General features: G+C 38.2%; 25 protein-coding genes. 13 read left to right on the top strand and 12 right to left on the bottom strand.

Annotated features, from left to right (window positions below; translation table 11 throughout):
* Positions 1–24 precede the first annotated feature (24 nt).
* Complete coding sequence (locus MCS_RS01780) at positions 25–1,353, top strand: dihydroorotase (RefSeq protein WP_004854857.1); 1,329 nt, start codon at positions 25–27, stop codon at positions 1,351–1,353.
* A gap of 218 nt (positions 1,354–1,571) precedes the next feature.
* On the opposite strand, the gene MCS_RS01775 is transcribed toward MCS_RS01780, so the two are convergent.
* Positions 1,572–1,943, bottom strand: coding sequence for a TIGR02301 family protein (locus tag MCS_RS01775; protein ID WP_004854854.1), 372 nt, complete (start codon positions 1,941–1,943; stop codon positions 1,572–1,574).
* A gap of 537 nt (positions 1,944–2,480) precedes the next feature.
* On the opposite strand from MCS_RS01775, the gene cysS reads away from it, so the two are divergent.
* The 5 genes from cysS to pssA all read left to right on the top strand — a co-directional run bounded on the left by cysS (position 2,481) and on the right by pssA (position 8,374).
* A complete protein-coding gene (gene cysS / locus MCS_RS01770) occupies positions 2,481–3,989 on the top strand; it encodes a cysteine--tRNA ligase (RefSeq protein ID WP_004854849.1) in 1,509 nt (502 codons plus the stop codon).
* Between the two features lie 52 nt (positions 3,990–4,041).
* Positions 4,042–4,713, top strand: coding sequence for a DUF421 domain-containing protein (locus MCS_RS01765; protein ID WP_024864243.1), 672 nt, complete (start codon positions 4,042–4,044; stop codon positions 4,711–4,713).
* Positions 4,714–4,828: 115 nt separating this feature from the next.
* Positions 4,829–6,712 (top strand): ABCB family ABC transporter ATP-binding protein/permease, encoded by a 1,884-nt coding sequence (locus MCS_RS01760; protein ID WP_004854841.1) that lies wholly within the window; start codon positions 4,829–4,831, stop codon positions 6,710–6,712.
* A gap of 115 nt (positions 6,713–6,827) precedes the next feature.
* Positions 6,828–7,526 carry a phosphatidylserine decarboxylase gene (locus tag MCS_RS01755; protein ID WP_004854838.1) on the top strand — a complete coding sequence of 233 codons (699 nt, stop codon included), beginning with the start codon at positions 6,828–6,830 and terminating at the stop codon, positions 7,524–7,526.
* Between the two features lie 8 nt (positions 7,527–7,534).
* Positions 7,535–8,374 (top strand): CDP-diacylglycerol--serine O-phosphatidyltransferase, encoded by an 840-nt coding sequence (gene pssA, locus MCS_RS01750; RefSeq protein ID WP_004854836.1) that lies wholly within the window; start codon positions 7,535–7,537, stop codon positions 8,372–8,374.
* Between the two features lie 69 nt (positions 8,375–8,443).
* Here the strand turns inward: pssA and MCS_RS01745 are convergent, their stop codons facing one another.
* The 9 genes from MCS_RS01745 to rpsF all read right to left on the bottom strand — a co-directional run bounded on the left by MCS_RS01745 (position 8,444) and on the right by rpsF (position 17,432).
* Positions 8,444–9,193 (bottom strand): SDR family NAD(P)-dependent oxidoreductase, encoded by a 750-nt coding sequence (locus MCS_RS01745; RefSeq protein ID WP_004854835.1) that lies wholly within the window; start codon positions 9,191–9,193, stop codon positions 8,444–8,446.
* Between the two features lie 2 nt (positions 9,194–9,195).
* Positions 9,196–10,686 (bottom strand): amidophosphoribosyltransferase, encoded by a 1,491-nt coding sequence (gene purF / locus MCS_RS01740; RefSeq protein ID WP_004854833.1) that lies wholly within the window; start codon positions 10,684–10,686, stop codon positions 9,196–9,198.
* Positions 10,687–10,737: 51 nt separating this feature from the next.
* Complete coding sequence (locus MCS_RS01735) at positions 10,738–11,367, bottom strand: CvpA family protein (RefSeq protein ID WP_004854831.1); 630 nt, start codon at positions 11,365–11,367, stop codon at positions 10,738–10,740.
* Positions 11,368–11,494: 127 nt separating this feature from the next.
* A complete protein-coding gene (gene radA, locus MCS_RS01730) occupies positions 11,495–12,889 on the bottom strand; it encodes a DNA repair protein RadA (RefSeq protein ID WP_004854830.1) in 1,395 nt (464 codons plus the stop codon).
* A gap of 6 nt (positions 12,890–12,895) precedes the next feature.
* On the bottom strand, positions 12,896–14,386 hold the full coding sequence (locus tag MCS_RS01725) for a replicative DNA helicase (protein WP_004854829.1): 1,491 nt from the start codon (positions 14,384–14,386) through the stop codon (positions 12,896–12,898).
* 631 nt (positions 14,387–15,017) lie between these two features.
* Positions 15,018–15,614, bottom strand: coding sequence for a 50S ribosomal protein L9 (rplI, locus tag MCS_RS01720; protein ID WP_004854827.1), 597 nt, complete (start codon positions 15,612–15,614; stop codon positions 15,018–15,020).
* 27 nt (positions 15,615–15,641) lie between these two features.
* On the bottom strand, positions 15,642–16,619 hold the full coding sequence (locus tag MCS_RS01715; protein WP_004854825.1) for a hypothetical protein: 978 nt from the start codon (positions 16,617–16,619) through the stop codon (positions 15,642–15,644).
* 155 nt (positions 16,620–16,774) lie between these two features.
* A complete protein-coding gene (gene rpsR / locus MCS_RS01710) occupies positions 16,775–17,023 on the bottom strand; it encodes a 30S ribosomal protein S18 (protein WP_004854824.1) in 249 nt (82 codons plus the stop codon).
* Positions 17,024–17,027: 4 nt separating this feature from the next.
* Positions 17,028–17,432, bottom strand: coding sequence for a 30S ribosomal protein S6 (rpsF, locus tag MCS_RS01705; RefSeq protein WP_004854822.1), 405 nt, complete (start codon positions 17,430–17,432; stop codon positions 17,028–17,030).
* A 353-nt stretch (positions 17,433–17,785) separates the two neighbouring features.
* On the opposite strand from rpsF, the gene MCS_RS01700 reads away from it, so the two are divergent.
* From MCS_RS01700 to gmk, 7 genes are all read left to right on the top strand, one after another.
* Positions 17,786–18,373, top strand: a complete 588-nt coding sequence (locus MCS_RS01700; protein WP_004854820.1) for an undecaprenyl-diphosphatase — start codon at positions 17,786–17,788, stop codon at positions 18,371–18,373.
* 97 nt (positions 18,374–18,470) lie between these two features.
* Positions 18,471–19,415, top strand: a complete 945-nt coding sequence (gene fabD, locus MCS_RS01695; protein ID WP_004854818.1) for an ACP S-malonyltransferase — start codon at positions 18,471–18,473, stop codon at positions 19,413–19,415.
* Positions 19,416–19,434: 19 nt separating this feature from the next.
* Entirely contained in the window at positions 19,435–20,172 is a 738-nt protein-coding gene (gene fabG / locus MCS_RS01690; RefSeq protein WP_004854817.1) for a 3-oxoacyl-[acyl-carrier-protein] reductase, read from the top strand.
* Positions 20,173–20,440: 268 nt separating this feature from the next.
* Positions 20,441–20,677 (top strand): acyl carrier protein, encoded by a 237-nt coding sequence (locus tag MCS_RS01685; protein WP_004854814.1) that lies wholly within the window; start codon positions 20,441–20,443, stop codon positions 20,675–20,677.
* A 109-nt stretch (positions 20,678–20,786) separates the two neighbouring features.
* Positions 20,787–22,052 (top strand): beta-ketoacyl-ACP synthase II, encoded by a 1,266-nt coding sequence (gene fabF / locus MCS_RS01680; protein ID WP_004854811.1) that lies wholly within the window; start codon positions 20,787–20,789, stop codon positions 22,050–22,052.
* Positions 22,053–22,169: 117 nt separating this feature from the next.
* Complete coding sequence (mltG, locus tag MCS_RS01675) at positions 22,170–23,279, top strand: endolytic transglycosylase MltG (protein WP_004854808.1); 1,110 nt, start codon at positions 22,170–22,172, stop codon at positions 23,277–23,279.
* Between the two features lie 67 nt (positions 23,280–23,346).
* The gene (gene gmk, locus MCS_RS01670; protein ID WP_004854807.1) at positions 23,347–24,015 is read left to right on the top strand and encodes a guanylate kinase; all 669 of its coding nucleotides are present in this window, start codon (positions 23,347–23,349) and stop codon (positions 24,013–24,015) included.
* Between the two features lie 45 nt (positions 24,016–24,060).
* On the opposite strand, the gene rsmA is transcribed toward gmk, so the two are convergent.
* On the bottom strand, positions 24,061–24,891 hold the full coding sequence (gene rsmA, locus MCS_RS01665) for a 16S rRNA (adenine(1518)-N(6)/adenine(1519)-N(6))-dimethyltransferase RsmA (RefSeq protein ID WP_004854805.1): 831 nt from the start codon (positions 24,889–24,891) through the stop codon (positions 24,061–24,063).
* The gene (gene pdxA, locus MCS_RS01660; RefSeq protein WP_004854803.1) at positions 24,882–25,895 is read right to left on the bottom strand and encodes a 4-hydroxythreonine-4-phosphate dehydrogenase PdxA; all 1,014 of its coding nucleotides are present in this window, start codon (positions 25,893–25,895) and stop codon (positions 24,882–24,884) included. Before pdxA ends, rsmA begins: the two co-directional genes overlap by 10 nt.
* Positions 25,896–25,900 lie beyond the last annotated feature (5 nt).

Raw genomic sequence — 25,900 nt, 5'->3', positions numbered from 1 at the left:
GAAGAATACGTAAGGAGTACGGCTATGTGTAAAACATTTGATACAATTTTTAAAGGCGCAACAGTTGTAAATCATGATGGAACTAGCAAACGTGATGTTGGTATAACAAATGGCCGTATTGCTGAGATTGGCGATCTCGCATGTGTATCTGCTGATGAGGTGATTGATTGTACAGGGCTTCACATTTTGCCTGGGATCATTGACAGTCAAGTTCATTTTCGCGAGCCTGGTCATGAACATAAGGAGGATTTGGAAAGTGGTTCCTATTCTGCTGTGTTAGGGGGCGTTACAGCGGTGTTTGAAATGCCTAACACCAATCCATTGACTACATCGGAAGAAGCATTGGCTGATAAGGTTAAACGGGGATTTCACCGAATGCATTGTGATTTTGCATTTTGGGTTGGAGGAACGCGTGAAAATGCACATGAATTGTTGGAATTAGAAAGATTGCCTGGAGCTGCTGGAGTTAAAGTTTTCATGGGATCTTCTACAGGTGATCTTCTGGTAGACGATGATGAAAGTGTGCGTCTTATTTTACAAAACACACGACGTCGAGCAGCTTTTCATTCTGAAGATGAGGCAAGGCTCAATGAACGTAAAATGTTACGTATTGAAGGGGATGTATCGTCGCACCCAGTTTGGCGTGATGAGGTTGCAGCGTTAAAATGTACGCAGCGTTTGATAAAAATTGCGCATGAAACGAAAGCACGCATTCATGTATTGCACCTTTCGACAGCGGAAGAAATTGAATTTCTAAGAAAACACAAAGACATAGCAACTATTGAAGTTACACAGCATCATTTGACTTTGACTGCGGATGCTTATCAACAGTTTGGTACATTAATTCAAATGAATCCCCCTATCCGTGAAAGTCGTCATCGTGAATCCCTTTGGTACGGTGTTCAGCAGGGTATTGTTGATGTTTTAGGCTCTGATCATGCTCCTCATACGCTTGAAGAAAAGCGTAAACCTTATCCTTTTTCACCTTCAGGGATGACAGGTGTGCAGACAACAGCAGCAATTATGTTAACGCATGTCAATGCAGGAAAGATATCTCTTGAACGTTTTGTTGATCTCACTTCGCATGGCCCCAGTCGTATTTTTGGCATTAGCTGTAAAGGGCGCCTTGCTGTTGGGTATGATGCGGATTTGACTATCATTGATCTTAAACGAGAAGAGGTGATTACAAATGCGTTAATTGGTTCACGTGCAGGATGGACGCCTTATGACGGTAAAAAGGTCAAAGGTTGGCCAGTTGGAACCGTTATCCGCGGTATGCGGGTTATGTGGGAAGGAGAAATTGTTACTCCTTCACAGGGGGAGCCTGTTAAATTTATAGAAACTTTGGATTAATCAGATTAAGTGCATCTGTAACAAAATGGTACTTACGAGAAATAATTTTGTGTGCGCAAAAAGCTTTTATGATGTTTTTTGTTGTACATCAGTAAAAGCATAGAAAAGACTTCTTATCCTGAAAGTGCTATATTGACAGCAGAGCTGATTTACGGGTCTCTTTATTTTTTAGAGAGTTATTATAGCTTCAATGAACGATGTAGTTATTTTAGTACATGTTAATTATTAAAAGGTATGAGAAGGCTTTCGGATAAAGTTTTGCCCTCTATAATGTATCTTTGTGTTGCTTCAATTGCAGATTGTGTGCAATGATGGTAATTTTCTGAAAAAGAACGATACGCTTCATTAAATGCTTCATAAAAATAAGCGCGTCTTTGTGGCATTGGTTGTTCTGCCTCAATCAATGCAACCATGTAGTCATACCATTGCTTTGTTGGTGCTTTGCAGAGATTTTGTAGATAATGCAGTGATCCCAAAATTTCTGCAAGTCGAAGCAATTTTGTCTCATAAGGTGGAGAATATTGCGCAAAGGTCGATTTTGAAGCAAAAAAAAATGTTAAAACAGTGATGTTTATCAATATATTACGCATTATTTATTTCTCCTTTTTAAATAAATTATCTGTATGATAACAAATACAAATAAAATGGTTTTATCGTTATGCATATATTGAAAAATATGCATGAAAGGTGTTTGTACATTGTTACCAAAAGCAGATAATGATAGGAAATGTAGGGCATGAAAGACCGTAAGGAAACTATCATGGCGTTATTAAACATTCTGACAAAGTTTTTAGTGGTTAAAATTGTTAGACTTTTACTGTATGCAATTTGTTTTTTGCGTAAATCTGTATTTGTATTCCGCATTATAAATTCCTTCTTGTGACAGCTTCTTATCAGGAAAGAAGAACAGTCTTTACCAATAGAATGCCTTTGTTCAATCAAATATAATGGATTGTTTTTGTGACAGGTTATGGATACAGCTTAGATGAAGAAGTGAGGAAGCTATGAAAATTTTATATAAGAGAATTTTATATGAAATGTGAAAGTTTTAATCTAACCACATAATGCATTTTGGGTAAGATTCATCGTGAAGAACGGTGAGTAATATCGCCAACGGAGTATAATTTATGAGAGAGTTGCGATTTTATAATACGCTTACACGTAAAAAAGAAAATTTTACACCAATAGATGCGACTAAGGTACGGCTTTATGTTTGTGGTCCAACGGTTTATGATGATGCGCACATAGGAAATGCACGTCCTGTGATTGTTTTTGATATTTTATTTCGTTTATTGCGTCATGTTTATGGCAATGATCATGTTATATATGCGCGTAATATTACAGATGTGGATGATAAAATTAATGTACGAGCAGCTTGCGAATATCCAGAACTAACACTTAATAAAGCTATTCGCCGATTGACGGAGCGTACATATTCTCAATTTCAACAAGATACACTAGCACTTGGTTGTTTATTGCCTACCAGTCAACCACGTGCAACTGATCATTTAAAGGAAATGCGCTCTTTGATTGAAAGATTGCTTGAAAAGGGGCACGCTTATAAAGCGGAAAATCATATATTATTTTCTGTGAGCAGCGTAAAAAAACATCCTCATTATGGTGCATTTGCAAAACGCTCCTTAGATGAAATGAGAGCGGGTGCGCGTGTTGATGTCGCTGCTTATAAAAGGGAGGAGATGGATTTTGTTTTATGGAAGCCTTCTGTGGAAGGGGAACCAGGTTGGGAATCTCCGGCGGGAATTCCTGTTTTAGGTCGTCCGGGGTGGCATATTGAGTGTTCCGCAATGTCAATGGCAAAGCTGTTAACTCCTTATGGTGGTGGTGTATCCTGTAACGATCCAACAGAGAATATTTTTGATATTCATGGTGGTGGTATTGATTTGATTTTTCCTCACCATGAAAATGAGATTGCGCAAAGTTGTTCAGCTTTTGGGACTGAGCGAATGGCTAATTTTTGGATGCATAATGGTTTTTTACAGGTTGAAGGTAAAAAGATGTCTAAAAGCCTCGGCAATTTCATCACTATTCGTTCTGTTTTAGAGAGTAATTTTTTTGTTTCTAATGATGTTTTAACTTTATCAGAGGAAATGAAACAGAGTTGGGCTGGCTTATCAGCACGCTTTTCTATGTTACAAACGCATTATCGCGAACCGTTAAATTGGACAGCTCAACGTTTAACGCAATCTAGTAATGAATTATATCGCTGGTACGAGTTACTTCGTTGCAAAAGAGTAGAGTTAGGGAAAAATGAAGTTGTTGATGACTCTCTGATAAACGCACTTAGCGATGATCTTAATACTCCCAAAGCACTGACTCTTTTGCGAAAGTTTTATAAAGCAGGAAATGCTGTTGCTCTTGCAAATGGAATGGATTTATTGGGGTTTCTACGGCAAGAATGGGTTAAAGAAGTAAAATGTCCCTTATTTATGAAAAAAGCAACCCTTGATGCAAAATTTATTGATCAGCGCATTGCCGAAAGACTACGACTTATCCATAATAAAGAGTGGGTAGCTGCAGATACAATTCGCGATGAGCTTTCAGCTAGTGGGGTCTCTCTAAAAGATAGTAAAGATCCGCAAACAGGTGAACGTATAACCGTGTGGGAAATAAAATAGCTCTAATTTTCGTATTTCCGCAGCTTTCATTATAGAAGGAGGAGAAAGTTTGATAGAATTTTTATGTTATTACGGGTACATCGCCCTTAAATTGGCTGTAGGTCTTATCGCCTTCCTTTTGATTTTGAGAACGACAGGGCGTGGTAGCCTTAGTCAAATGACACCGGTTGATTTAGTGAGTAATTTTGTGATGGGGAGTATTATTGGAGGTGTTATTTATAGTTCGAATGTCGGCATTATTCAATTATTGCTTGTGTTATTCATTTGGCAAACTCTCATTGCATCTCTTAATTTTTTGGCACGCTATTCAATTTTTTTTCGTCATCTCATTACAGGAAAAAATATTGGGTTGGTTTTAGATGGTGTGTTTCAAATAGATAAGATTAAGAATTTAGGGATCAGCGTGAATGATTTGATCACGATGTTGCGTATTAAAGGCTGTAGCTTATATGAAGCTGCCTTTGTTCATTTAGAAACTAATGGTGATTGTTCTGTTATTAAAAAAGAAGAAGGGAAGAGATCTGTCATTTTAGTACAAAATGGTGAAATCGTTAATAATGGTCTTGAAGAAATTGGCAAATCGAAAACATGGCTCCAAGCAGAATTGAAAAAAAAGCGTGTAAGGGTTGAGGATTTATTTGCAGTAGAATGGTATGAGCGTACAGACCAAAATAATAAATCTTATAGTGGATTATTTCTTGTTCCTTTTTCAAAAAAAGTCTAACCTCAAATAATAATATGTACGTTAACTGGAAGAATATAAAAAATAATTAACCAAACGGCAATGGGGAAAAGCCTTGTAATGCCTGTTGAATGAATGATCGAAAAGTAAGGGCTTTATGAAACAGAATGAAATGGCAAAAACTGTGTCTTCAGATACAGGCCAAACTCTACGCACGCTTTATAATTTATGGCCTTATATGTGGCCGGTAGACCGACATGATCTCAAAATGCGTGTTGTATGGGCGTTATTTTATCTTGTTTTGGCAAAGCTCTTTCTCATATCTGTACCCTATTTTTTTAAATATGCTACAGATGCGCTTGATGTGAGATTTAATCTGCCTGTATGGTTTCCATCCAGTTGGATTGTGCCTATTATGCTTATTTTAGCATATAATATTGCACGTATTGTTCAAGCTGGATTAAACCAGTTGCGTGACTCTCTTTTTGCAACCGTTGGTCAACATGCTATTCGTCAATTAGCTTATAAGACTTTTGTACATATTCATGGATTGTCTTTGCGCTTTCATTTAGAAAGACGCACCGGTGGACTTTCCCGTGTAATTGAGCGTGGTACGAAGGGAATTGAAGCTATTGTTAGATTTTCAATTCTCAACACAATACCAACGGTTTTAGAATTTATTTTAACAGCATTTGTTTTTTTCATAAGTTATGGGCTGCGTTATTTGCTCATAGTTGTAATTATGGTTGTTTTATATATTTGGTTTACAATTAAAGCGAGTGATTGGCGTATTCGTATTCGGCAAGAAATGAATACGGCGGATACTGAAGCCAATACGCGTGCTGTTGATTCGCTTTTGAATTTTGAAACGGTTAAATATTTTTGCAATGAAACTCTGGAAGCACGTCGATTTGATTCTTCTATGGCGGGTTATGAGAAAGCTGCAACGAAAATTTGGACATCGTTAAGCTGGCTTAATTTTGGTCAGGCTCTTATTTTTGGTATTGGAATGACAATTCTAATGATGATGTCGGCTTATGAAGTCTTTCATAAGACGCAAACTTTAGGAGATTTCGTTTTCATTAATGCGCTTTTGATACAGCTTTCTTTTCCATTAAATTTTATTGGTTCAATTTATCGTGACGTTCGACAAGGTTTAACAGATATTGAAGCTATGTTTGATCTTTTAGATGTTCAGCAGGAAATCGTTGATAAATCAGATGCTAAGCCATTGATAGTGGAAGGTGGTACTATTCGGTTTCACCAAGTAAAATTTTCTTATGATTCAAATCGTCAGATTCTGAAAGATATTGATTTTGAAGTTCCTGGAGGTAAAACCGTTGCAATTGTAGGTCCATCTGGTGCTGGTAAATCAACCATTTCTCGATTACTTTTTCGATTTTATGATGTTGATGCGGGTTCAATTACAATTGACGGACAGGATATTCGTGATGTAACACAAAAAAGTTTGCGAGAAGCTATCGGTATGGTGCCGCAGGATACAGTATTATTTAATGATACGATTGCGTATAACATTTGTTACGGGCGTCCAAGTGCGACAGATGAGGAGATGCGTAAAGCAGCAGAAATGGCGCAGATATCAAAATTTATTGAAGTGCTTCCGGAAGGCTTTCAATCTATGGTAGGGGAGCGCGGTCTCAAATTATCAGGTGGTGAAAAACAGCGTGTGGCTATTGCGCGGACACTGCTAAAGGCGCCGCCCCTTCTTATTCTAGATGAAGCAACAGCAGCACTTGATACGGCAACAGAACAAGAAATTCAGCAAGCATTAGATGTTGTAAGCCGTGGACGCACAACATTGATTATTGCACATCGTCTTTCCACAGTTATCAATGCAGATGAAATTTTGGTTCTCAAAAATGGTCGCATTATTGAAAATGGGACGCATGCCGAACTTTTGTATAAAAAAGGTTTATATGCTTCAATGTGGAATAAGCAGCTTGAAGCATCGCAAGCTGAAGAAAAATTACGTAAAATGTGTGAAGAAGATGAATTGGGCATTGTTAATCGTAAAAAATAAACTGCGTAAATGACCTTTAGCTTTATATGGAGCGATTGATTAAGTATATGAAGGAATAAGGAGGAACAAAAAAGTTTATGACTTGTTTAAATCATATCTATGAATAGGAAATTATATGAGTATTCTACAATCTATCCATAATAGTTTTGCACCAATCCATAAAGAAGGTTATCCTTTTATTGTTGCATTTTTTGTTATTTCGCTTATTCTTGGTTGGATATGGAGTCCATTGTTCTGGTGTGGGCTTGTTCTTACGGTATGGTGTATCTATTTTTTCCGTGATCCACAGCGTGTAATCCCTTTAGATTCAAATTTAGTTACATCTCCTGCTGATGGATATATCTCATTCGTTGAGCCATGTGTTCCTCCTGAAGAGTTGGGATTGGGTAACGAAGAAATGGTCCGTATTTCCATATTTATGAATGTTTTTTCATGCCATATCAATCGTATTCCTATAAGTGGTACAATAGAGTCTATTGTATATCGTCCAGGTCGATTTTCTAATGCGGAGTTTGATAAGGCCAGCCAATTTAATGAGCGGAATGGTGTGGTAATTGATAGCAAACATGGGAAAATCGGTATGGTACAGATAGCAGGAATGTTAGCACGCCGAATTGTGTGTTGGTCAAAAGAAAATGATGCCGTTGTTACTGGGCAGCGCTTTGGTTTGATCCGTTTTGGTTCTCGCCTTGATATTTATATACCGACTGAAGTAAAATTGCGTGTAGCAATTGGTCAAACGGCAATTGCCGGGGAAACGATTTTAGGTTCTTTTGATGATCAGAGCGCTATAACGGATTTTAGATTTGATTAGGGTGAACGATGAAAAATTTTTCACTATTCTCTTCATTTAATCCTGAGGGGCAACACGATGATGCTGCAAATCGATGGCGTTCACCTACACCCATGCGATATGTCATTCCTAATATTATCACTGTTTTGGCGATTTGTGCAGGGATGAGCAGTATTCGTTTGGCTTTTGAGCATCGCTATGAGGCTGCTATTTTAATGGTGCTTTTGGCAGCAATCCTAGATGGTGCTGATGGTCGCATTGCTCGTTTGATGGATGGGAGTTCATCTTTTGGGGCACAGATGGATTCTCTTGCTGATGTTGTTAATTTTGGTGTTGCTCCTGCTCTAATTGTGTATTCCTTTATTTTGTCTCAAGCTTACCAAGTAGGTTGGGTTGCTGCACTTGTTTATTGTGTTGCTTGTTGTTTGCGGTTAGCGCGTTTTAATGTGATGTTAGATAATGCCGATATTCCAAAATGGCAAAAAAATTATTTTGTTGGTGTTCCTGCACCAGCGGGAGCATTATTACTCTTATTGCCTGTATATTTAGGAGCTCTTGGTTTGATACCAAGTTGGAGCTGGGCATTATTTTTTAGTCTTTATACTGTGGTTATTGCTTTTCTTTTGGTGAGCCTTTTACCCGTATGGAATGGAAAAACAATTGATCAAAATTTGAGACGTGATATCGTTGTTCCCTTTATGTTGGGAATTGTTATTTATGTAGGTTTTCTTGCAACTTACACATGGTATACTTTGCTGATTACAGCTATTGCTTATATGGTTTTTCTCCCCTGTAGTTTTGTTGCTTATAATAAACGGGCTGCTGTGGAAGAAAAAAAGATCAGTGTTAAAACGATCCAAGAAAGATAAGTTTACATTCTGCTTTTTAAATGGCAGAGGAGAAGAAAAAAAGTGTCAATTTAGATCAATTATAGATAATCAATTGGGTATATGATAATCAACAAACCTATTTTCATGAACATGAAAGAGTTTTCCTGTTTCTTTTAAGCTAGGTGATAATAAATGCACTATCTTTGCTGCAATTTCTTGCGGAGAAGGGAGTGTCTGTGGATCTTCCCCTGGCATAGCTTGTGCGCGCATGGCAGTGCGTGTTGCACCAGGGTTAACACAATTAATTTTTATAGGAGTTTGTTTGAGTTCTTCTGCCCAACAGCGAGCAATCATTTCTAAAGCAGCTTTAGAAGCTGCATAAGGTCCCCAAAACGCACGTGCAACATGAGCAACGCTTGAGGATAATAGGATAGCTCGTCCAGAATCAGATTTACGCAATAAGGGTTCAACAGCTTTCATTAAGCGCCATTGGCTGAAAAGATTGATTTGAAATACATCTTCAAATACTGTATTTTCTATATGCGCTATTGGTGAGAGAGTTCCAAGAATTCCTGCATTTGCAACCATAATGTCAAGTTTTTCCCAGCGCTGAGCAATAGAAACAGCAAGAACATCAATATTTTCCATATGGTGCAAATCAAGTGGGACAAGTGTTGCAGAACCACCTTTGGCTTGGATTTGTTTATCAAGTTCAGTGAGTCCATACATTGTTCGTGCAAGAGCGATAATGTGAGCGCCGCGCGTTGCAAGCTCTAAGGCTAAATGATAGCCGATACCTCTTGAAGCACCGGTAACGAGCGCGATACGACCAAAGAGATTAAAATCCGATTTTATCATGACTAATCTCTTGTTTTAAGAACAGATGATTGATGAATTTTGGGAATGCTTTCTTGATCAATCAGATGCGTAGGATAATGTCCGGTAAAGTAATGATCAGTGAATTGTGGATCAGCGTTATTTCGTTTTTCTCCTGCGACAGCAAGATATAGGCCATCCGTTGAAAGAAATTCTAATGAATCAGCACCAATAAAATTGCACATGGATTTTAAGTCTGGGAACTTGTTAGCCAAAAGACTTTCAATCTTAGGGGTATCAATACCATAGAAATCAGGATAGAAAATCATAGGGCTAGAAATACGCATATGAACTTCCTTTGCTCCTGCGTCACGGAGCATTCGTACAATTTTAACAGATGTTGTTCCACGTACAATAGAGTCATCGATCAGGATAACACGTTTTCCTTTGATGATAGGACGATTTGCAGAATGCTTTAATTTAACTCCAAAAGCACGAATTTGTTGTGTTGGTTCAATAAAAGTACGTCCAACATAATGATTACGGATAATACCAAGTTCAAAAGGAATTCCAATTTCTTGCGCGTAGCCAATTGCAGCAGGTGTGCCACCATCAGGAACGGGAACGACTACATCTCCTTCACAGGGTGCTTCTTGCGCCAAACGAATACCCATATTTTTACGTGCCATATAAATACTCCGTCCCCCAACAATTGAATCAGGACGTGCAAAATAGACATATTCAAAAAGGCAAAGTTTTTCCGGTTTTGTATTTTCTGATTTTATAATTTTTTTAGTGATTTCTCCATTTTTTTGTATTTCACATATGATAATTTCTCCATTTTTGACATCACGGACATATTTTGCTCCAATGATATCAAGAGCACAAGTTTCGGAACAAAAGATTGGTTTACCGTCAAGTTCACCCATTACAAGAGGTCTAATACCTGTTGGATCGCGTGCAGCAATGAGCTTAGTACGTGTAAGTGCTAACATAGCGTATCCACCTTCTACTTGTCGAATAGCATCAACAAAGCGATCAGACGATGATTCGTAACGTGAACGAGCAATAAGATGGAGAAAAACCTCTGAATCTGAAGTTGATTGGCAGATAGCACCGGAGGCAATAAGTTCACGGCGTAATGTAAGACCATTGGTGAGATTGCCATTATGGGCAATAGCAATACCACCAGCTTTTAGTTCAGCAAAAAGCGGCTGTACATTACGTAATGCCACTTCTCCAGTTGTGGAATAACGGGTATGCCCAATAGCACGGTCTCCCGGTAAACGAGCAAGTGTTACAGGATTTGTATAATGATCTCCTACAAGACCAAGATGCTTTTCCTGATGAAACATTTTATTATGGTAGGATACAATTCCAGCTGCTTCTTGTCCACGATGTTGAAGAGCATGAAGTCCAAGAGCTGTTAATGTTGCTGCATCTTCATGCCCAAGAATACCAAAAACTCCGCATTCTTCGTGAAGGGTATCGTCATTTAATGAAAACTCCTGAAAGGGAATGGTACTTTTTATCATTATATTCTTTCGGTCATGATGTGAGAAGTGGTTAATATCACATGCTCTATATTATTGAGATTTTCTTTCAATGACAAACTGTTCTTTTTCTTGTTCGATTGCATTTATATGAGAATGCGGGTCATTTTTGTTTGTATCACCTTGAAGTGTATTTTCATCATCTCTTTTAAGGAGTTTTTCTGTTTTTTCAAGAATAGCGTTGAGATCTTTAGGTAGGATCTCCCAAATTTTTTGGCCAAGTGAATCTAAGATAGGCTTTGTTCTTGCATTTTTTAACCAGTCAGTTTGCAGTTCAGGTTTAATAAGGGCATTAAGAAGCAATATACCAATGACCGTAATAAATAAACCACGCAGTGCTCCAAAAATAAATCCTATAGTGCGGTCAATGATGCCAATGCGACTGTCAATAATAAAATCAGAAATTTTCATTGTAATGATTGAAGTAATAATCAAGATAACAATAAAAATTGTTACTAATGTTGTAATTAACGCAATCATTTTATTAGAAAGATATTGCTCAAAGAAAGGCAATACAGGTTTGAACAAAAACAGTGTAGCAACAGCTGCGATTGCCCAAGAAATCAACGAGAGAATTTCGCGTGAAAATCCTCGAAGCATAGCGAGAAAAGCGGAAAACAGGATGATTGCTACGACAATTCCATCAAGGACTGTTATGATCATTTGTTTGTTCCTTATACATAATAAATTTGTATTCTTTTAAATTAATATACAAAGGAGTTTCTGGATATGCCATTTTTTATTATTATAGCAAGGATCTTTTGTATTTTATAGAGTTTTTTCTGTACTATCAGGTATGTTGTATAGACCGTTTTTTACTTGCAGTAAGAGCAGCAACTAATTCAGGAAGGTCAGAGAATGTTTTCTGTTGAAAAGTTGATGACTTCATCGTTTCAGCTGTTGTTGCGGGTTGAACAGCTCCTTGAAAACCAAGTTTTTTGGCCTCATTGATGCGCTGTCCAGAATGTGAAACAGTGCGAATAGCTCCTGACAGACTAATTTCACCAAAATAAACATAATCTGTTGGGAGAGGAATGTTTGTGAGAGAAGATACTAAAGCTGCCGCAACAGCTAAATCAGCAGCTGGTTCTGATATGCGATATCCACCAGCAACGTTAAGGTAGACATCATGTTGTCCGAAACGAATACCGCAATGGGCTTCTAAAACGGCAAGAATCATTGAAAGACGATTTCCATCCCATCCAACAACAGCACGCCGTGGTGTTCCAAGTGAAGAGGGCGCAACAAGTGCTTGAATTTCTACCAATATTGGGCGCGTTCCTTCCATTCCTGCAAAAACAGCAGCACCTGGTGCTTTTTCATTTCGTTCACCCAAAAAAAGTTCTGATGGATTGATCACTTCCCGTAATCCCTTATCAGACATTTCAAAAACACCAATTTCATTCGTTGGACCGAAGCGATTTTTTACAGTTCTCAGGATTCGATAATGATGCCCACCTTCACCCTCAAAATAGAGAACACCGTCAACCATATGTTCTACAACACGAGGGCCAGCAATCTGTCCATCTTTTGTAACATGACCTACAAGAACAACAGCTGCTCCTGTTTTTTTAGCAAAGCGGATCATTGCTTGAGCGCCGATGCGCACTTGAGTGACGGTTCCAGGTGCTGAATCAGCAGTATCTGACCATAGAGTCTGAATGGAATCAATAATAACCATATCAAGATTTTTATGTTCGCTTAAAGTTGCAAGAATATCTTCAACATTAGTTTCGGCAGCGAGTCTAACTTCTGTATTGGCTGCATCGAGCCTTTGTGCACGAAGGCAGATTTGTGCAATAGCCTCTTCACCTGAAACATAGATGACATGATGTCCTTTTCGCGATAAGGCGGCTGCTGTTTGTGTCAGCAATGTTGATTTTCCAATACCTGGATCACCACCGACAAGTAATGCTGATCCACGTACAAATCCTCCACCGGTGACACGATCAAGTTCAGCAATACCAGAGTGGATACGGGGAGCATCTTTAAGATCTCCAGAAAGAGATGTCAGTGCAACAATACGCCCTTTACGAGCACTTTGTGTAGGACCACTACCAATACCATTGTTCATATTTTCTTCAACAAGAGAATTCCATTCCCCACACGAGCTACATTTTCCAGCCCAACGCGTATAGACAGTTCCGCAATTTTGGCAGATAAATTGTATACGGTTGCGTGCCATGATGATTTAACCAATTTGTTCTGGAAGATAGTTACTGTCTGCCAGATCACTGAAGCGTGTGAAATCAGACTGAAAGGCGAGATGAATGGTTCCTGTTGGTCCGTGGCGTTGTTTTGCGACAATAACGTCAGCTTTTCCTGTAACTTCGTCCATTGCGTCTTGCCATTTCACATGTTCAGGACTCCCTTCCTTTGGTTGTTCATTTTTAAGGTAATATTCTTCACGGTATACAAAAAGAACGATGTCGGCGTCTTGCTCAATTGAACCAGATTCTCGTAAATCTGAAAGTTGTGGTCGTTTGTCTGTTCGATTTTCGACTTGGCGTGAAAGCTGTGAAAGTGCAATAATAGGAATATTCAGTTCTTTAGCTAATGCTTTTAACCCTGTGGTAATTTCTGTAATTTCTTGAACACGGTTTTCAGATGAACGCCTTGAATTGCTGGTCATTAACTGGATGTAGTCAATAATCAAGACATCTAAACCATGCTGTCGTTTTAGACGCCGAGCGCGTGCTGCTAATTGGGTGATTGATATACCACCAGTTTGGTCGATATAAAGTGGCGCTTTTTGTAGACGATTCATTGCACGGATTATTTTTGAAAATTGCTCTTCTGAAATATTGCCACGACGAATATCAGAAGAAGAGACCTCTGTTTGTTCAGAGATAATACGGGTTGCAAGTTGTTCTGATGACATTTCCAGTGAGAAAAATCCAACAATGCCTCCCTCATTTTCTTGTGTTTTTCCGTCACGATTGCAAGCGTTAGCAATATTAAAGGCAATATTGGTAGCAAGCGCGGTTTTTCCCATACCAGGGCGTCCAGCGAGAATAATTAAGTCAGATTTTTGTAATCCGCCCATTTTTTCATCAAGTGTTTTAATATGGGTAGCTATTCCTGATAAGTGTGAAGAGCGCTTTTTTGCAGCACTCGCCATATCAATAGCTTTTTTGATGGCTTCATCGAAATTTTCAAATCCACCCCCGTATTTTCCTTTTTCTGCTAATTGAAATAGTTGATGTTCAACTGTTTCAATTTGTTGTGATGGTGTAATATCTATGGGAGCATCAAAAGCTGTATTAACAATTTGATTACCAAGATTAATCAAAGATCGTCGAATAAAAAGGTCATAGATGACTCTTCCATAATCTTCAGCATTAATGATTGTTACTGCTTCTTTGGCTAAACGAACAACGTAATTGTATACGGTGATTTCTCCAACCGTTTCTTCAGCTGGAATAAAGTGCTTGATAGTAACAGGATTTGCAAGTTTTCCACTTTTGATGAGCTGAGACAAAATATCATAGATTTTTTGATGCAAGGGCTCAAAAAAATGTTCTGGTTTTAGAAAATCTGAAACACGATCAAGTGCATCATTATTAATGAGAAGAGCTCCAAGCAATGCCTGTTCAGCTTCAATATTATGCGGAAGCTGTGGAAAAGAAGGGGACTCTTCTTTTGATGTAGAGCTGAAATTAACGGTGCTGGTTTCTTCCATAACAGTTTTTTTCCACTAAATTTCGCGTTTGGCTACTTTAGCCCATCAATTACACACTGTGTATCAAAAGGATAGGGGACAAAATCTTCATTTTAAGTTAAATTAAGTTAAAAGCATACTTTCAAACTTTTAGGTCCTCTTCAATTTTTGATTCATCATCTGTGTATTACTTATATACAGCTATACAACATATTCCTTTACATTTTTTTATAATATAAAATTTTTAGAGAAGCTGTAAATTTTCCAAATTGCACTTTTGGTATTCTAAAAAAGTACAATGCTATGTCTTGAGTATTTTGAAGTTATGTGATGATAGATCTTTAATATAGGTATAGTTAAAATTACTTTGCTTTATGTTTAGAATTATTACAAACGAGATATGAGAATGTAATAAATTTATCACTTTATGTAAATCATACTCTTTTAAAGAGTAGGTACTTAAGATTTTTTTGTTTCTAGTTTAGTAAACACTGTAAAAAGTGTTTTTACTTAATAATTTTTTCCATAAGATCGCAGTTATTTATGATAATAACAATAAAATACTTAGCCTTTTAGGATAAGTATTTTATATAGTGTTAGTGTGTTAAGTAATAGAAAAATAAAAATAAAAAACAGGTAATAAAAATAGCAATCAAGCTTCTTTATTAATGCTGTTTGCATTGTTATCGTTCGTTTCTTCTGCCAATGGTTCTTCCTGAATTGCTTCTAATGACTCTTCTTGAATATCATATATTGCTTCAGCAGAGGTTAGAGTTTCACCTTCTGCTTGGCGTTGCGCTTCACTGGCTGAACGTGCAACATTAATGATCACAGAAATTTGAACTTCAGGGTGTAGGCTAAGAGTGATAGTATGGAGGCCGATAGTTTTTATTGGGTGATTTAGTTCAATCTGATTACGCCCAATAGAAAAGCCTTCATCTGTTATAATTTCAGAAATATCACGTGTTGATACAGATCCATAAAGCTGCCCTGTTTCACCAGCTGAACGAACGGCAATGAATGATTTACCATTGAGTTGTTCTGCAATTTTTTGTGCTTCGCTTTTACGTTCAAGATTACGAGCTTCAAGCTGCGCGCGCTGTATTTCAAAGTGTTTTTTGTTAGATTCATTAGCGCGTAAAGCTTTGCCTTGAGGCAAAAGAAAGTTGCGGGCATAACCGTCTTTAACCGAGACAATATCACCCATCTGGCCAAGACGGGGAATGCGCTCAAGTAGAATAATATCCATAATTTTTCCTTTCGAACAAATAAATTATTAAGGCTTATTGCATGATTGAAAATTGTATTGAATAGCAGCCCAAATCCCCATGAGAAGCATCATGAAAGAAATAGGTGGAGCAAAAACGACAGTTAAAATAGCAAGATAAACAAGAGAGAGTATAATAACCCGACCGCTTATCCCTTTTGTAATATTATGGAGATATGCTAGACCACTGATTGATATGACAGCAGTATAGGCGGAGGTAAAGACACGCATACTCAAGTTAAGAGTAAAACCCAATTCAATCATTGATGTTATGCAAACAGCGATAAAAATCACAATTCCAGCAATCGGAATACGAAGAGTTTTGCTCCAATCCTCACGGGGTCTTTTTGACCACTTCATATATTGTGCTATGATCATAGAAAAATAAAGATTACCAATGAGAAAGATTAAACTATAAATAGTTAAAGAAATAGCTGTTAAAGTTGCTGCATTTGTCATCAAAAGTTCTTTAAAAGCGAGTAAATCTACTTCCTTTATCGATTGTGACTGTTGCATAGTTTGTGCTATATTTTCAGTGATTTTTTTTGCTATAATAGGTGTAGATGGGCGTGTTTGGACATAAAGTCCAATAAAGGTTGAAAGGAGAGCTATAAAGTTTGTTAAGTGAAAAATAACAGATGATAACGGATACCATATCAATGAATTTTCTTTTTGTGCTGGCCGTGCAAGCCCAAGAAGCCAAGAAGCATAAACAGCAGGAAGAAAAAATAATAACATAAATCCAAGACTAATGTATACATTAGCAACCATAAAAAGGACAACAGTAGCACTTATTAAGGCAACAAGGCTTGCTAATGTTCCACGCCCAAATGCAACAATGAAGATAGGAAGTGAAAGAAAGCAACCCAGAAGCAGAGAAAGGTAGGGTGCAATATTTGCAACGCTAATAATTGCCATTCCTATGACGACAACAAAAAGCCCCGCTAAAATACCGGTCATTATTTCGTAAGTACGAAAGTTTTTCATTTATCGCTGTCCTGCCTTTCGCAGTTAGGGGCATTGTAATGCTCCAACTTTTAGGTATTTTACTAATCCCTGCACATTATACAATCAGACGTATCTCTGTGCTATATAAGAAAAACTTCTGAGGAGATTTTCCAGAAGTATAGTATCATTTGATATTATTTTATAACATATGGAAGTAAACCGAGAAAACGGGCACGTTTGATGGCGTTAGCCAATTCACGCTGCTTTTTCTGGCTGACAGCTGTAATCCGTGAAGGAACGATCTTACCACGTTCTGAAATATAACGCTGTAACAGCTTAATATCTTTGTAATCAATTTTCGGAGCATTAGCACCTGAGAATGGACATGTTTTACGACGACGATGAAAAGGACGACGCGTTGCAGCTTGATTCATATCGGTCATCATTCTACTCCTTTTCTATAATATCTTCACGTTGGCGACGTGGTGAGCGAAGGCGCTCGTCATCTTGTCCCATATGACTATTACGGTCGAGGCGTGAAAGCATAGCAGATTTTTCTTTTTCGTGTGTCTCTACGCGAATAGTCATGTAACGCAAAACATCTTCATTAATGCGCATTTGACGTTCAACTTCAGCAATTGCTGCAGCTGATGCATCAATATTGACTAAGACATAATAAGCCTTACGGTTTTTGCGAATACGATAAGCAAGAGGACGCAGTCCCCAATTTTCTACACGCCCAACTTTTCCACCATGTGCTTCAATGACACCTTTGTAGACACTCAAAAGTTCATCAATTTGCTGTGGTGCAATATCCTGCCGGGCAAGAAACACATGTTCATAAAGAGCCATTGTTTTGCCTTTCTCCAATTAAAATTTACCGGTTTCAGCGCAAAGCCTCTGCGACTTGTCTTTTTCGGAGATCCAAAGAAGAAAGGACGCATTTAACAATTCGAGACATCCGAGAGCGGAGACACGGGAGGTCGGAAATATTGCATTTCCTACTGATCATTTTCAGTCCTCCGTTCAACCTCCAGCTAAAGTGCCGGCAACGAATGTTTGACATTTACAGCTTATCTTTAAAAATAGCAAGCTCATGTGCATAAAAAATATGATGTATTGAATTTTGATATATTTTTATACGTTTCATGCTTTTACACAGAAGCAAGATTATAAAGCTGTTAAGAAGGGTAAAGGAGAAACAAATGGATTTTTTTAATCAGATTGATGTAGCACTTTTTGGAATATTTTCAGGGAATCATCAATCATGTTCGATTTTAGTTTTGTTTAGTATTTTTTGTGCCAAATTTTTGATTTACATTATTCCCATACATCTTAGTATACTATGGTTTTGTGGTAGAAATATGGAACGACGTGTCGTACTAAGCATTTGTACGAGCATTTGTATAGCTCTTTTTACAGGCTATCTTATTTCTCTCGTTTACTTTCATCCACGACCATTTGTTATGGGTTTGACGACACCACTGATTAAGCATCGGGCAACAGCTTCTTTTCCTAGTAATCATGCTTTAACGATTGCATCGTATACAGCATGCCTTTATTTTTACCAATATAAAGTTGCATCTAAGTTTGCAATGGTATTTTTATGTTTGATCTGTTGGGGACGTATTTTTGTTGGTGTACATTATCCTTTCGATATTTTAGCTGGTACAATTTTAGGCAGTTTTATAAGTTGGGGTGTGATTCAGTTTATAGCGCCGTATTTCCCCAAGTTTTTATATCAAATTCCACCTATAAGGTATAACTTTAAGAGAGATATCCATTCTAAATAAATTACTTTATCTTGATTTGTGCTTATGAAATCTTGATTTATTCTTATGAATGAGATCAAAAGCAAAGAATTGAATTGCACAATTGAGGAGTCGATAGATGGTAGCAGCTTTTACTTTTCCAGGACAAGGAAGTCAGCTTGTTGGTATGGGCAAAGTGCTTGCAGAGCAATTTGTTGCAGCGCGGATGGTTTTTGAGGAAGTGGATGATGCTTTAGGTGAGAAATTATCAGAAATTATTTTTGAAGGGCCAGTGGATGTTTTGACATTAACAGCAAATGCGCAACCTGCATTGATGGCTGTATCCATGGCTGTTATTCGTGTAATGGAACAATTGGGGTTTCATATGGCATCAAAAGTAAAATTTGTTGCAGGTCATTCTTTAGGGGAATATTCAGCTCTTTGTGCTGCTGGTACATTTAATCTTACTGACACGGCAAGGCTTTTGCGGATTCGTGGAAATGCTATGCAAGCTGCTGTTGCTGTCGGTGAAGGATCTATGGCAGCAATTATTGGTTTAGATGAGCAAAATGTGGAAGAGATTTGTCAGGTTGTTTCTGGGGAAGGGTTATGTCAGATTGCTAATGATAATGGTGGTGGGCAAATTGTTATTTCAGGCAAAGCAAAGGCTGTTGAGACAGCGGTAGAGATCGCATCAAAGACAGGTGCTAAACGTGCTCTTCTTCTTCCAGTTTCTGCGCCTTTCCATTCGAGTTTGATGCAGCCTGCGGCTGATACTATGAAGAAAGCGCTTTCAACTGTTAACAAGACGACTCCTGTTGTTCCTCTCATAGCAAACGTTTCTGTTGCACCAGAGAGTGATCCAGAGCGTATTATTGCGCTTCTTGTTCATCAAGTGACGGAGAGAGTGCGATGGCGTGAAACGATAGAGTGGATCGGTGCCAATGGGGTTGATACACTTTTTGAAATTGGTTCTGGAAAGATATTAACAGGTTTAGCGCGCCGTATTAATAAAGATATAAGGGGATTAACAATTGGTACAGCTGAGGAAATAGAAACAGCGCTATGGACACTTGGCGTTTAATCTTTAAGGAGTCTGGAAAATGTTTAAATTAACAGGTCGTAAAGTTCTTGTAACGGGAGCATCGGGAGGAATTGGTGAGGAAATTGCGCGTTGCTTCCATACGCAAGGAGCAATTGTTGGGCTCCATGGAACGCGTGAGGACAGGCTTAAAGAAATTGCTGCCGATTTAGGACAAAATATTTTTATATTCCCCGCGAATCTTTCTGAGCGTAAATCCGTTAAGCAATTAGCTGAAACAGCGGAAAAAGAGATGGATGGTGTCGATATTTTAGTGAACAATGCGGGCATCACGCGAGATGGCCTTTTTGTGCGTATGCAGGATCAAGATTGGGATGATGTCTTAGCGGTCAACCTAACGGCTGCTTTTACTTTGACACGTGAATTGATACATTTTATGATGCGGCGTCGTTATGGACGGATTATTAACATAACATCTATTGTTGGTGTGGTTGGAAATCCTGGGCAAACCAATTATTGTGCTGCAAAAGCTGGTTTAATAGGTTTTTCTAAATCATTAGCACAAGAAATTGCCTCACGAAACATCACGGTTAATTGTATTGCTCCAGGATTCATCAAGTCTGCGATGACGGATAAGCTGAATGAAAAGCAAAAAGAAATCATTATGGCGGCGATTCCAATGAGGCGTATGGGAATGGGGAAAGAAATAGCTTTTGCTGCTGCTTATTTAGCGAGCGATGAAGCAGCATATGTGACGGGTCAAACACTTCATATCAATGGTGGGATGGCAATGATATGAGTATTTGCTTTATTCCACGTTGATTTATAAGCCGTATTATTTTAGATAGTAAAAAATGAAACGGAAAAATATATCCGGTTCTTTAACATGGTAGTTAATCAGTTTATGTTATATCGGAATGTTAGAGTGGTTCATTTTATAAGGGATATCCACAGGATATTTTAAATTGTCGCTAAAATCTTTAGAATAATGCATCTATTGCTTGATTAGATAGTCTGATGTAGCTAACCAAATTGTGAGAAAATAATATAAATTCGAGGATTTCAACATGAGTGATACAGAAGAGCGTGTTAAGAAAATTATCGTGGAGCATCTTGGAGTTGATGCAGATAAAGTAGTAGCAAATGCAAGCTTTATCGACGATCTAGGAGCAGATAGCCTTGATACGGTTGAGCTCGTTATGGCTTTTGAAGAAGAGTTTGGTGTAGAAATCCCAGATGAGGCTGCTGAAACAATTTTTACAGTTGATGATGCAGTAAAGTTTATCAATAAAGCTTCTGCGTGATTACTAATTACTAAAAGGCAAAAGCATAAGATGCTTTTGCCTGTATTCTTTGGGGATTATTTCGGGAATGAATCTTTAAGAGGTGAATTCTCGATTCAGGGTTGGAAGTATGAGACGTGTTGTTGTTACTGGTTTAGGATTGGTATCTCCATTAGCGGGTGATGTCGAAAATAGTTGGAAGCGACTTCTTGCTGGGAAAAGTGGTGTTCGGCGTATTACTGAATTTGATGTGTCTGATTTGCCGTGTCAGATTGCTGCGCGTATTCCTTTGGGAGATGGGACAGATGGTACCTATAATGCTGATTTACATATGGAACCCAAAGAGCAGCGTAAGGTTGATGGGTTTATTGTTTATGCAATCGCTGCTGCTGATCAAGCATTTGCTGATGCTGAGTGGTTTCCTAAGAATGATGAAGATCAGATTCGTACAGGTGTATTAATTGGTTCAGGTATTGGGGGTATTGAAGGCATTGTTGAGGCCGGTTATACGCTTCGCGATAAAGGTCCACGGCGCGTTTCTCCTTTTTTTATTCCAGGACGTTTGATTAATCTTGCTTCTGGCTATGTATCTATCAAATATGGCTTACGTGGTCCTAATCATTCGGTTGTAACGGCTTGTTCGACAGGGGCGCATGCAATTGGTGATGCGGCGCGTTTGATTGCGTTCGGTGATGCAGATGTAATAGCGGCGGGGGGAACTGAATCCCCGATAAATAGGATATCTCTTGCTGGCTTTTCTGCTTGTAGAGCTCTTTCTACTGGCCGTAACGATGATCCTGAACGGGCATCACGTCCTTATGATGCTGATCGTGATGGTTTTGTTATGGGAGAGGGAGCTGCGATTGTCGTTTTAGAAGAGCTTGAACACGCAAAAAAACGGGGTGCTCATATTTATGCTGAGATTATTGGTTATGGTTTATCCGGCGATGCTTATCACATTACAGCACCTTCAGAGAGTGGTGAAGGTGCGCAGCGCAGTATGAAGGCTGCTCTCGAGCGTGCACAAGTGGATGTAAGTGAACTTGATTACATTAACGCCCACGGAACATCAACGATGGCTGATGTTATAGAGTTGTCAGCTGTTGAGCGTGTTTTAGGGTATTATGCACCACAAGTATCAATGTCATCAACAAAGTCATCTATTGGACATTTACTTGGTGCAGCTGGTGCAGCGGAGGCTATTTTTTGTATTTTAGCTATACGAGATAATATTGCTCCAGCAACACTCAATCTTGACAATCCATCAATTGAAACGAAAATTGATCTTGTTCCACATAAACCGCGCGAACGAACAATTAATACGGTTCTTTCTAATTCTTTTGGATTTGGGGGAACAAATGCATCTTTAGTTATTCGACGCTTTGTTGGAAAGTAGTAAACGTTTTTACTTATTTTTTCTGACCTCAGGTTTTCTTCTTTTTTATTTATTATGGAATTTAAGTGAGAGATTGTAGTTATAGTACTTAAAAGTTGTTGAGGCTGAGAGAGAGTTATGTCCAATGTAAAAGATGAAAGGCCGATAAAGGACATAAATGATTCCTCTTCGAATCATTTAACAGACGGTAAGGGCATATTTGCACATCAGAAACAAAAGAATTCGTATATTGTACGTAATCCGCTAGTCATTTTCGGTCATTTTTTGTTGATGCTGATTGTGGTCGTTATTTTGGCAATAAGTATTCCTCTTTATATTGGAAAGACTATTTTTGAAGGCAAAGGAACAGCTGAAGAAGAACAGATTGTTCTTATTTCCCCCGGAACAGGGATTCGCGAAATTGCTTCATTACTCGAAAAACGCGGTCTTGTTCGATCATCGGATATTTTTGTTTATGGGGTTGGTTATCATCAAAAAACAACACGTCTTAAAGCTGGTGAATATTTAATTCCAGCATATGCATCGATGCAGGATATTATGGATATTCTCGTAAAAGGTAAATCTATTGAACACGCATTTACAGTGCCAGAAGGTTTGACAGTTCAACAAGTTTTTGATCGGTTAGCTGCTAATGAAATTTTGATTGGAAATCTTCCGGAAGTTTTGCCTCCAGAGGGAAGTTTGATGACAGATACGGTTCATTTTATTCGAGGGACCACACGTAAAGAAATTATAAAGAGGTTGCGTGAGGGGCAGACAAAATTAATTAATGAAATATGGGCCACACGTTCGCCTGATTTACCGATCAAGTCCATTGAAGAATTTGTGATATTGGCATCGATTGTTGAGAAAGAGACAGGGATTGCAGATGAGAAATATCAAGTTGCTGCGGTGTTTTATAACCGTCTTGCAAAACGCATGCGTCTTCAATCTGATCCGACGGTGATTTATGGTCTCTTTGGTGGAAAAGGAAAACCTGCTGGTCGTGCAATTTACCGTTCAGATCTTGAGAAGGTAACGCCATATAATACTTATAAAATTGATGGTCTACCTCCAACAGCTATTGCTAATCCAGGGCGAGATTCTTTGAAAGCGGTGGCACATTCACCAAAAAGTGATGTACTTTATTTTGTTGCTGATGGTTCAGGAGGGCATGTTTTTTCGAGAACTTTGGACGAGCATAATATAAATGTCCGCAAGTGGCGTGCATTAAAGGCTACGCATTAATTTTTGTAAAATATGGAAATGTATTAGTAAAGTTTTGATGCAATAGTTTAGGAAAAAGCAAAGTGGTATGATGACATTTTTTGAGAATGAATTTAGCAAAGAGAAAATAGAGCGACGTCGCGGTTTTTTATTTATTCTCTCTTCACCTTCAGGGGCTGGTAAATCAACTCTTTCTCGATTACTTTTAAAAGATGGACAATTAGAGCTTTCTGTAAGTATGACGACACGTCAAAAACGTTCTAGTGAGGTGGATGGTCTTCATTATCATTTTATTTCAAAGGAAGAGTTTGAACGTAAACGTAATAGAGATGAATTTATTGAATGGGCGGAGGTTCATGGAAATTATTACGGAACTTTACGTGAAACTGTTGAAAGTGCGTTGAGTGCTGGTCGAGATATGTTATTTGATATTGATTACCAAGGTACTGAGCAGCTTCAACAAAAGATGCCAGGGGATACTGTATCTGTTTTCATTCTTCCACCATCAATGGAAGAGCTTTTTGCACGTTTACACCGTCGAGCAGAAGATAATCAGAATATCATCAATTTAAGATTGAAGAATGCACGAACGGAAATGTTGCATTGGCGTTCTTATGATTATGTTGTTATTAATGAAGATTTAGATCAATCTATTTCGCTTATTAAATCGATTTATTTAGCAGAGACAGTAAAGCGCGAGCGCTATTCTTTTCTTGAATCTTTTATTGATGGACTTATTGCTGAAAAAATTGATTAATAGTCTTATTATTTTAAAAATGAACAATAAGTAAAAGGTGCGTTTTTAGATCACTAAATTAGCTAAATTCACAAATTCACAAATTGAGAGTGTTTCAGCACGGCGTGTTCCATCAATTCCAGCTTTTTCTAAAAGTACTTCACCTCCAAGAGTTTTGAGATTTTGACGCAACATTTTTCGCCTTTGTCCAAAAGCGGTTTTTGTAACAAGGCTTAATTTTTGTGCAGAACAGGTAAGAGGTTGTGTGCGCGGAACGATATGAACAACGGAAGAATTTACTTTAGGTGCTGGTATAAAGGCTTGAGGAGGTACATCAAAAGCAATTTTTGCAGTGGTACGCCACCCAGTTAAAACACTAAGACGCCCATAGTGAGAAGATTGAGGCATAGCGGTAATACGTTTGGCAACTTCACGTTGAAACATCAGTGTCATTGATTCATAAAAAGGAGGCCATGGTTCAACCAACAACCAATTTAATAAGAGTTGTGTTCCAATGTTATAGGGAAGATTTGCAATGATACGTGGTTTTTCAGGGGATTTTTCAAAAAGTCTTGAAAAGTCTTGTTTCAGTGCGTCGTTACAGATAAGCTTTAATCTTTTTGGGTAGTGTTTTTCTATCTCTAAGAGAGCTGGTATACAGCGTTCATCACGCTCTATTGCTGTTACAATAGCACCTTTTGCAAGCAAGGCGCGTGTAAGTCCTCCAGGACCAGGACCAACTTCAATAACAGGTTTTCCTTCTATATTTCCTGCTTGATGAGCAATCTTAGATGTCAAGTTAAGATCAAAAAGAAAATTTTGGCCCAAGGATTTATGTGCTTGCAATCCATATATATCAATTACCTCACGCAGAGGAGGAAGATTATCTATTGGCATGGTATCAAACTATTTTCCGCAAGTTGACTTGCAACTTTAAGAGCAGCAATAAAGCTTTCAGGAGAGGCTATTCCTTTATTTGCAATATCAAAAGCCGTTCCATGGTCTGGAGAAGTACGAATAAAGGGGAGTCCTAAAGTGATATTGACAGTGGTGTCAAAGTCCAATGTCTTAACGGGAATAAGGGCTTGGTCGTGATACATGCAAAGGGCAACATCATATGTTTGTCTTGCTCTTTCATGGAACATTGTATCGGCAGGCAGTGGGCCTACAATATTGAGTCCTTTATTTTTAAGGTATTCAACAGCAGGAATGATAATTTCAATATCTTCTTTACCCATTGCACCTTCTTCTCCAGCATGAGGATTAAGGCCAGCAATAGCGAGACGAGGAGAAGTTATTTTAAATCGTGTTCTTAAGTCGCTTTCAGTAATTAATACCGTTTGAATGATTAAATGTTGGTTGAGGCGTGAGGAAACTTCATTGAATGGAATATGCAGAGTAATTGGTACTGTTTTCAATCGAGGACCAGACAACATCATAACCGGATGATAATGTTTATTAGAAGTTTTATGTGCTAAATCGGCTAAAAACTCCGTATGTCCAGGAAATCTAAAACCCGCATCATAAAGACTTTTTTTTGCAATAGGGCAAGTAACAAGTGCACACGCATGGTTACTTTGAACCAATTGAACCCCACGTTTGATCGCTTCTATTATTCCAGCAACATTGTTGCATGAAGGTACTCCCAATCGATCGCTTTGCCGGTTTCTTAAAGGTATTACAGGAAGAGCAGCTTGGAAGTTTTTCACAAGATCATTTGTAAAAACAGTTTCTATTTCAACATTGATCTGTAAAAAATGAGCACGTGAACGAATAACCTCAGGATCAGCAAGAAGAGCAAATGGTGGAATTTGGCGTGTAATACGTAAACTCCACGCTTTTAAAGCTATTTCGGGACCAATTCCAGCAGGATCACCACTGCTAACAACAAGCGCAACCATTATGA

This window comes from Bartonella doshiae NCTC 12862 = ATCC 700133 (genome assembly GCF_000278155.1).
Lineage (GTDB): Bacteria > Pseudomonadota > Alphaproteobacteria > Rhizobiales > Rhizobiaceae > Bartonella > Bartonella doshiae.
This window is presented reverse-complemented; position numbering and strand designations above follow the sequence as displayed.